The sequence below is a fragment of the Actinoplanes sp. NPDC024001 genome (assembly GCF_040638955.1).
Classification (GTDB): domain Bacteria; phylum Actinomycetota; class Actinomycetes; order Mycobacteriales; family Micromonosporaceae; genus Actinoplanes.
This window is the reverse complement of the sequence record NZ_JBEZZB010000280.1, coordinates 1-8,223: the sequence shown is the minus strand read 5'-3', so window position 1 is coordinate 8,223 and position 8,223 is coordinate 1. Positions and strand designations below refer to the sequence as shown.

The 8,223-nt window shown below is 72.0% G+C and carries 7 protein-coding genes and 1 pseudogene; 2 read left to right on the top strand and 6 right to left on the bottom strand.

Annotation, left to right across the window (positions count from 1 at the left end; genetic code table 11):
• Positions 1-31 precede the first annotated feature (31 nt).
• From paaD to paaN, 5 genes and pseudogenes are all read right to left on the bottom strand, one after another.
• Positions 32-394 (bottom strand): annotated as a pseudogene (gene paaD / locus AB0F81_RS49260) (1,2-phenylacetyl-CoA epoxidase subunit PaaD); the annotation flags it as partial.
• A 68-nt stretch (positions 395-462) separates the two neighbouring features.
• Positions 463-1,344: a 1,2-phenylacetyl-CoA epoxidase subunit PaaC gene (gene paaC, locus AB0F81_RS49255; protein ID WP_360211050.1), complete on the bottom strand. Its 882-nt coding sequence runs from the start codon at positions 1,342-1,344 to the stop codon at positions 463-465.
• 10 nt (positions 1,345-1,354) lie between these two features.
• Complete coding sequence (paaB, locus tag AB0F81_RS49250; protein ID WP_360211048.1) at positions 1,355-1,651, bottom strand: 1,2-phenylacetyl-CoA epoxidase subunit PaaB; 297 nt, start codon at positions 1,649-1,651, stop codon at positions 1,355-1,357.
• A gap of 76 nt (positions 1,652-1,727) precedes the next feature.
• Positions 1,728-2,654 carry a 1,2-phenylacetyl-CoA epoxidase subunit PaaA gene (gene paaA, locus AB0F81_RS49245; RefSeq protein ID WP_360211046.1) on the bottom strand — a complete coding sequence of 309 codons (927 nt, stop codon included), beginning with the start codon at positions 2,652-2,654 and terminating at the stop codon, positions 1,728-1,730.
• Positions 2,651-4,339, bottom strand: a complete 1,689-nt coding sequence (gene paaN / locus AB0F81_RS49240; protein ID WP_360211044.1) for a phenylacetic acid degradation protein PaaN — start codon at positions 4,337-4,339, stop codon at positions 2,651-2,653. The genes paaA and paaN overlap by 4 nt, the downstream gene beginning before the upstream one ends.
• A gap of 79 nt (positions 4,340-4,418) precedes the next feature.
• On the opposite strand from paaN, the gene AB0F81_RS49235 reads away from it, so the two are divergent.
• A complete protein-coding gene (locus AB0F81_RS49235) occupies positions 4,419-5,006 on the top strand; it encodes a TetR/AcrR family transcriptional regulator (RefSeq protein ID WP_360211042.1) in 588 nt (195 codons plus the stop codon).
• A gap of 160 nt (positions 5,007-5,166) precedes the next feature.
• Positions 5,167-7,080 carry a LysM peptidoglycan-binding domain-containing protein gene (locus AB0F81_RS49230; protein WP_360211040.1) on the top strand — a complete coding sequence of 638 codons (1,914 nt, stop codon included), beginning with the start codon at positions 5,167-5,169 and terminating at the stop codon, positions 7,078-7,080.
• 12 nt (positions 7,081-7,092) lie between these two features.
• On the opposite strand, the gene iolB is transcribed toward AB0F81_RS49230, so the two are convergent.
• Positions 7,093-8,037, bottom strand: coding sequence for a 5-deoxy-glucuronate isomerase (iolB, locus tag AB0F81_RS49225; protein WP_360211038.1), 945 nt, complete (start codon positions 8,035-8,037; stop codon positions 7,093-7,095).
• Positions 8,038-8,223 lie beyond the last annotated feature (186 nt).

Sequence of the window (8,223 nt, the reverse complement as noted above, 5' to 3'; positions counted from 1 at the left end):
GGGCCGGTGCCGCTGGCGCTCACCAACCGGCCGGTCCCGGCCCGGCGGCCCGGCGCGGCGCCGGCCCGGGCGGGGCGATGCCCGCGGCGGCCAGCTTGCGCCTGCCGGACTCGGTGATCCAGTCGGTGGTCCAGGCCGGAGCCAGCACGGTCCGCACCTCCACCCTCTCGAACCCGGCACGCAGCAGCGCCGCCCGGATGTCCGCGCGGATGCTCTCCATCGCCGGGCACCCCGAGTACGTCGGTGTGATCGTCACCGTCACCGCCCCGTCGTCCTCCCGCACGTCGCGCACGACACCGAGCTCGGTGAGCGTGAGCATCGGCAACTCCGGGTCCACCACCGCCCCCACGACGCTCGCGGCGTCCGGCCCGGGCCCGGAAGCGGGAGCCGGCACGAAGCCCGGGTCGGGGTTGCACGCCGGACCGGCGATGAAAGCGGAACCGGCCAGGAATCCCGTGCCCTTCACCAGGCACCACCCGGGGTCGAGCGGGCCAGGCCCTGCATCTCGGCGAGGATCTCCGCCAGCGCGCCGGTGTGCTCACCGTCGCGCCCGAACGGCACAGCCGCGCCGCCGGCCGCCGGAGCGGGCACGTCGAGGGTCGCCGCTTCCAGCACCTGGGCGAGCACCGCGTCGAACTCGGCCCGCAGCGCTGCCGGATCGACTCCCACCCCGGCCTCGGCCAGGCGGATCTCGGCGGCGGCCGGGCGGAACAGCTCCCCGGCGGCCGGGACGATCGCCGCGACGGCCGCGGCCATGCGGGCGCGGGACAGCTCGGTGCCGTCGCCGAGGCGCACCACCCACTGCGCCGCGTAGTCGCGGTGGTAGGTGATCTCCTTGACCCCCTTGGCGGCGATCGCCGCCAGCATCGGGTCACGGGAGCCGGTCAGCCGGTCGAAGGCCGCCAGCCGCCACGTCGAGAAGACCAGCAGCCTGGCCACCAGGTGTGCGAAGTCCTCGTCGGCGCGCTCGGCCAGGCACACGTTGCGGAACTCGGCCGCCGGCCGCTGGAACGCCAGGGTGTCCTCGTCGCGGCCCCGGCCCTCGGCCTGACCGGCCCGGGTGAGCAGCAGCCGGGCCTGGCCGAGCAGGTCGAGGCCGATGTTCGCCAGGGCCAGCTCGTCCTCCAGCTCGGGTGAGCGGGTGAGCCACTCCTGCAGCCGGTGCGACATGATCAGCCCGTCGTCGCCGAGCATCAGGCAGTAGGCCGCCAGGTCGCCCGGGTCCACCCCGTCCGGCAGGGCGGTGTCGACCCCGGCGAGGGGATCGGCGAAGCCCGTCCCGTACGCCCAGCGAGCGTCGTCGTCATGATCGGTGAGCGCCCCGTAGGCGTCGTCGAATGCCATGGTCGCGGCCTCAGATGTGCGGAACCGAGTCGGGAATCGTGTAGTGCGTGGGATGCCGGTAGACCTTGTCGCCGCTCGGCTCGAAGAACGCCGGCTTCTCCGCCGGGTCGGTCGCCGCGATCTGGTCGGAGCGCACCACCCAGATGCTGACCCCCTCGTTGCGCCGGGTGTAGAGGTCACGGGCGTGGTGCAGCGCCATCTCGTGGTCGGCGGCGCGCAACGAACCGACGTGCACGTGGTTGAGGCCCCGCTTGGCCCGCACGAAAACCTCGAACAGCGGCCACTCGTGCCGGATCTCGCCACTCATGCTGTGCCTCCGTTGAGCATGCCCTCGCCCGCGACGCCGCAGCCCAGCGCGGCCGGGAGCCGCTCGGTGCAGCCGGTCATGCCGGGACTCCTGATCGTTTCGCCGCGTGGGCGGCGGCCGCCTCACGCACCCAGGCGCCGTCCTCGTCGGCCTCGCGCCGGCGGGCGATGCGCTGCCGGTTGAGCGGGCCGTCGCCGGAGATGACGCGGCGCAGCTCGTCCCAGTCGGGCCGGCCGAAGTCGTAGTGCTCACGCTCGGCGTTCCACCGCAGCGCCGGGTCGGGCAGGGTGACACCGAGCGCCTCGGCCTGCGGCACCGTCATGTCGACGAAGCGCTGGCGCAGCTCGTCGTTGGTGTGCCGCTTGATCTTCCAGGCCATCGACTGCGCGGTGTTCGGCGAGTCGGCGTCGGGCGGGCCGAACATCATCAGCGACGGCCACCACCACCGGTTCACCGCGTCCTGCACCATGTCGCGCTGGGCGGGGGTGCCGCGCATCATGGTCATCAGCAGCTCGTAGCCCTGCCGCTGGTGGAAGGACTCCTCCTTGCAGATGCGGATCATGGCCCGCGCATACGGCCCGTAGGAGCTGCGGCAGAGCGGGACCTGGTTGCAGATCGCCGCCCCGTCGACCAGCCAGCCGATCACCCCGACGTCGGCGAACGACCGGGTCGGATAGTTGAAGATCGACGAGTATTTCTGCCGGCCCTCGATCAGCCGCCGGGTCAGATCACCCCGGTCGGCGCCGAGGGTCTCGGCCGCCGAGTAGAGGTAGAGCCCGTGCCCCGCCTCGTCCTGCACCTTGGCGAGCAGGATCGCCTTGCGCCGCAACGTCGGCGCCCGGGTGATCCACTCGCCTTCCGGCTGCATGCCGATGATCTCGGAGTGCGCGTGCTGCGCGATCTGGCGGATCATCGTGCGGCGATAGCCCTCCGGCATCCAGTCGGCCGGCTCGACCCGCTGGTCGCGCTCGATGGTCTGCGTGAAGGTGTCGGCATCGGTCATGACTGCTCCGGGGCGGGAACGTGGCGGCGCGACTGCAGGGTGAAGAACCGGCCGGTGACGAACCACTCGTCGGTGAGGGCGGCGGTGGCCGCCGGGTTGGCGCCGGTGCCGTGCAGGTCGCTGAAGGCCGCCGTCTGGTTGACGAAGACGCCGCCGGTGAGGTTCTCCGAGAGGTGGATGCCGGCGTCGAGCGCCGCCTCCCGGGCCGCGGCCAGCACCTGCGGCGACGTGGAGTGCACCAGGGCGCTGAGCGCGCCGTGGGCCCGGACCGTCTCGGTGAAGACGCGCAGGCTGTGCTCGGTCGACTCGGTGGTGATGAGGAACGAGACCGGGCCGAACCACTCGCGGGTGTAGGTCTTCTCGTCGGCAGCGTCGAGCCGGGTCACCACCGGGGTGCGGATGACCGCTCCCGGGTATTGCTCGTCGGCGACGGCCGTGGACGGGTGGATCACGCCGGGGGCCGCCGAGGCCTCGGTGAGCCGGCCGAGCACACCGTCGTTGACGATCGCGCCGAGGGTGCCGGCCGCCCGGCGCGGGTCACCGAGCAGCTTGTCGAGGGCGGCGGCCAGGTCGGCGCCGAACTCCTCGGGGCGGCGGTGGCCGGCGTCGGTCTCGATGCCGTCGCGCGGGACCAGGATGTTCTGCGGGGTGGTGCACATCTGTCCGCTGTAGAGCGAGAGCGAGAACGCCAGATTGCGCAGCAGGCCCTGGTAGTCGGCGGTGGAGTCGACGATCACCGTGTTGAGGCCGGATTTCTCGGTGTAGACCACCGCCTGCCGGGCGTTCGCCTCCAGCCAGTCACCGAAGTCGCTGGAGCCGGTGAAGTCGACGACGCGCACGTCGGGGTGGGTGGCGAGGGTGGCGGCGATGCCGTCGCCCGGCTCCTCGGCGGCCAGCGTCACCACGTCGGGGTTGAGCCCCGCCTCGGCGAGCACCTCCCGGCAGATCTTGACAGTGATGGCGAGCGGCAGCACCGCGCCGGGGTGCGGCTTGACGATCACCGGGTTGCCGGCGACCAGGCTGGCGAACAGGCCGGGATAGCTGTTCCACGTGGGGAAGGTGTTGCAGCCGATCACCACGGAGACGCCGCGGCCGACGACGGTCGCGTTCTTCTCCAGGTGCAGCGGGTCGGCGCCGCGCTGCGGCTTGGCCCACGTCGCGTAGGCCGGGGTGCGGGTGGTGGCGGAGAGCGCGCAGGCCACCGCCTCGAGGCCGCGGTCCTGCGCGTGCGCGCCACCCGCCTGGAAGGCCATCACGAAGGCCTGGCCGGTGGTGTGCTGCACGGCGTGCGCCATCTCGAAGCTGTGCGCGTTGATCCGGCGCAGGATCTCGGTGGCGATGCCGGCGCGGCCCTCGGGGCCGACGGCGCGCCAGGCCGGCGTGGCGGCCCGGGCCGCGGCGATCAGCGCGAGGGGATCGGCCTTCGGGTAGCTGATCCCGAGCTCCAGACCGTATGGCGAGCGCTCGGTGGACACGGTGCCCACGGCGCCCGGCACCTCGATCGGGAAGGGCTTGCCGAGGAGAGCGGTGAACGCCCGCTCACCGGCCGGGGCGGCGTCCTCCCCGTAGACCGACTTGCTGGGCGACTCCGGGAACGCCGACCAGTAGTCCCGGGCGGCGGCCGCCTCGACGGCGCGCGCGAGCAGCTCGCGATGGGTCTGGTAGAGCTCGGCAGGCTGAGTCATGCCTTCTATTTACCGTCCGAGCGGTCGGTAAATCAACCCCCGGCGGCGAGGATGGCATCGGGCAGTAGATTCGGTGACCATGCAGCCACGCCGCCGCGGCCGACCAGGCCACGATCAGGACGCCGTCCTCGCCGCCGCGGTCCGCCTGTTCAACGCGCACGGCTACGACGCCACCAGCATGTTCGACGTCGCCGAGTCGCTCGGCATCACCAAGTCGGCCCTCTACCACCACGTCAGCAGCAAGGAGCAGCTGCTCGAGATGGCGGTCGACCGGGCGCTGGGCGGCCTGGAGGAGGCCGCCGACGAGGTGCGCGCCCTGGCCGGCCCGGCCGGCGACCGGCTCGAACAACTGATCCGGCGCAGCGTGCTGGTCCTCGCCGCGCGCCTGGAGTTCGTCACCCTGCTGCTGCGCGTGCACGGCAACACCGAGGTGGAGCAGCGGGCGCTGGCCCGGCGCCGCGACTTCGACCGGATCGTCACCGACCTGGTGAAACAGGCGCAGGCCGAGGGCGGCATCCGCGCCGACGTCGACCCGGCGGTCGCCGCCCGCCTGCTCTTCGGCATGGTCAACTCGCTGGTCGAGTGGTACCGCCCGGATCGCGGCGACCCGGAGGCGATCGCCACCACGGTCGCCGCGCTCGCTTTCGAGGGCCTGCGGACGCGCTGAAGAAAGCACCACTGAAACCAGGGCCGGCTGGAGGAAAGCACCACCGGAAGTTCCGGAGTCTGAAATAAAGCGACTACTGTCGCTTTCCTGTCCGAGCACCCGGCAACCCCCGCCTAGCGTGGCCGCGACATGAGGGACCACGCTGCGAAGGGAAACCAGCATGCCGCGTCTCGGACACGGACGGCCCATCACCGAACAGGACGTCACGAACGCCCGCAACGACGTCGCCGAGGTCGCCACGCGATCCCGGCTCTCGTTCGCGCTCACCCCACCCGTCAGCACGCACAGCTTCGACCTGCTCTTCCCCACCCTGCAGGAGGACGAGGTCAACCTGCTCCCGGTGTCTCCCGGCACCCTGGCCGGCCTGAAGGCCCTGGGCGCCAGCATGGAGGACCAGGACACCCCGGGTGAGGACAGCCCGATCCCGGCCGCCTACACCTATCTCGGCCAGTTCATCGACCACGACATCACCCTGGAGGCCCAGCAGCCGGGATTCGGCTCCGGGACGGTGGCCGAGCTGCTCGACCCGGACATGCAGCCGCTGCCCCTGGCAGACATCCGCAACGCCCTGCGCAACCTGCGCACGGCCACCCTGGACCTGGACAGCCTGTACGGCCTGCCGGCGCCCCGGGTCGGTGACAAGCTCGGCATCGGACCGGTCTTCAACCTCGACGGCGAGGAGCCGCCGACGGTCCGCCCACCCGGTAAGTCCGACGACAACGACCTGCCGCGCGAGGGGCCGAGCGACGACATCACGCACGACCGGGCGGCGCTGATCGGCGATCCGCGCAACGACGAGAACCTCATCGTCTCGCAGTTGCACGTCGCCTTCCTCAAGGCGCACAACGCCCTGATCGACCAGGGGCTCCCGTTCACCGAGGCGCGCCGCGTGCTGCGCCAGCACTACCAGCACATCGTGGTGCACGACTTCCTGAAAAAGGTCGCGGATCCGGCCATCGTGGACGACATCGTCACCAACGGCAACCGCTGGTTCGACCCGCACGCGGACGCGTTCTTCATGCCGTTGGAGTTCGCGGTCGCCGGCTACCGGTTCGGCCACTCGCTGGTGCGCGGCACCTACGACTTCAACCTGAACTTCCCGGAGGCCGAGCTGGAGCAGCTCTTCACCTTCACCGCGCTCAGCGGCCAGCTGGGCGGCCTGCCGCGCCTGCCGGACAACTGGATCATCCAGTGGGAGCGGATCGTCGGCGACGACGGTCAGAAGACCCGCCGGATGGACACGAACCTCGCCCGCGTCGGGGGACGGGCGCTGTTCGCACTGCAGACGGTGGACGGCCAGAACGAGACGCCACAGCAGGCCGCCCAGCTGGCCGTGCGCAACCTCCTGCGGGGCTACCGGCTGCGGATGCCCACCGGGCAGGCGGTGGCGACCCTGCTCGACGTGCCGGTGCTGAGCAAGGACGACCTGATCGCGGTCGCCCAGGCGAGCAGTCCGGCCCAGGGCGAGGCGCTGACCGCGCACGACTTCCAGTCCCGCACTCCACTGTGGTACTACGTGCTCGCCGAGGCGCAGCACTTCCACGGCGGCGCGCACCTCGGCCCGGTCGGCAGCACCCTGGTCGCCGAGGTCCTGGTCGGCCTGGTGCGCCGCAGCGAGGACTCGATCCTCAAGCAGCCGGCCTGGCAGCCGACGCTGCCGTCCGCCCGGCCCGGCACGTTCGAACTGGCCGACCTGCTGCGGCTCGCGGGCGTGCTGGAGGGCACGGTGGACCCGCGGACCTACACGGTGCGCAGCGGCGACACGCTGACCCGGATCGCCCAGAACGAGTTGGGCGACGGCAACCGGTGGCCGGAGATCTTCCTGCTCAACCGCGCGGTGATCCGCAACCCGAACCGGATCTTCCCGGGTCAGGTGCTGGTTCTGCCGCCGCGCGAGCCGGCCGGCCCGATCCCCCGGCTCTATGTGGTCGAGCGCGGTGACACGCTCAGCGGCATCGCCCGCGCCGAGCTCGGCGACGCGAACCGCTGGCGGGAGATCTTCGACCTCAACCGAGACGTGATCAGCAACCCTGACCGCATCATTCCCGGTCAGATCCTGGCGCTCCCGCGGTAACGGGGATGCCGCTCACCCCCGCCGCTTCTCGCGGACGGCGGTGAGCGGCAACCGCGGGTCGATGTCCTCGGTGGCCCAGCGCCCGCGCACCCAGCCGTGCGCCGGGTCATCGCGGACCAGCCAGCGCCGCTCGCCGGGACCGGCCATCACGTTCAGGTAGTAGAGGTCGTAGCCGGGCGCGGCCATCGACGGACCGTGCCATCCGTAGGGGATGAGCACCACGTCGCCGCTGCGCACCTCGGTGCAGACGTCGATCGGGCGGTCCGGGTGGCCGTAGACCCGCTGGAACCCGCACCCCGGCCCACCACCGGGAGAGGCGGCCACCTCGTAGTAGTAGATCTCCTCCAGGTTGCTCTCCCCCGCGCCCTCCTCGTCGTGCTTGTGCGGCGGGTAGGACGACCAGTTCCCGCCGGGGGTGAGCACCTCGCAGGCGATCAGCCGGTCCGCCTCGAAGCTCTCCGGCGTACAGAAGTTGTTGACCTGCCGGCTGGCCTGGCCGGCGCCGCGCAGCTCGACCGGCACCTCCTCGGCCGGCCCGTAGCGAAACGGCAGCTTGCGGCTGGCGCGCGCGGCCGGCAGCGCGAACCGCCCGCCGTTCGGCGCGCGCAGGGTGACCGCGGTGTCCCGCGGCAGATAGGCGAAATCGGTCACGCGGGAGAAGACCGACCGGCGGCCGGTGAGCGTCAGCCGCTCGTCGTCGCAGGCCACGTCGCAGCCGCCGGCAAGCGGCAGCACCAGCATCTCGTCACCGCCGGTGACGAACCTGACCCGCCCGCCGACCGGCAGGTGCACCACGCGCAGACCGCTGAAGTCCCAGCCGGCGTTCTCCGGCGAGACCTGCACGTCCCACGGCCGCTCGGCCGAGCTGCCCCGGCGCACCAGCGGGTTGACCCGCGGCGTGTTCATCAGCGGCTGATCCCGGGTCGGCCATCCGGTCCGTCCGCGCAAGCGTGCCACCCGCGATCACCTCGCCTTCCGTGAGCAGGGCGCCGCGGGACAGCCGCGAGGCGGCGACGGCTCCGGCAACGCTGACGGGGCGCGCCGCCGCCTCGAGGAGTCTCACCATCTCCTTTTGTCGTGGCTTACGACGGCGGCCGGGGAGCTCGTAGTCCGCATGACGCGCAGTGAAGGCCTCGTCCAGGT

Coding starts and splice junctions, on each gene's coding strand:
- AB0F81_RS49230 (WP_360211040.1), top strand. CDS start 5,167: ATGCCGCGTCTCGGACACGGACGGCCCATCACCGAACAGGACGTCACG.
- paaB (WP_360211048.1), bottom strand. CDS start 1,651: ATGAGTGGCGAGATCCGGCACGAGTGGCCGCTGTTCGAGGTTTTCGTG.
- paaN (WP_360211044.1), bottom strand. CDS start 4,339: ATGACTCAGCCTGCCGAGCTCTACCAGACCCATCGCGAGCTGCTCGCG.
- paaA (WP_360211046.1), bottom strand. CDS start 2,654: ATGACCGATGCCGACACCTTCACGCAGACCATCGAGCGCGACCAGCGG.
- AB0F81_RS49235 (WP_360211042.1), top strand. CDS start 4,419: ATGCAGCCACGCCGCCGCGGCCGACCAGGCCACGATCAGGACGCCGTC.
- paaC (WP_360211050.1), bottom strand. CDS start 1,344: ATGGCATTCGACGACGCCTACGGGGCGCTCACCGATCATGACGACGAC.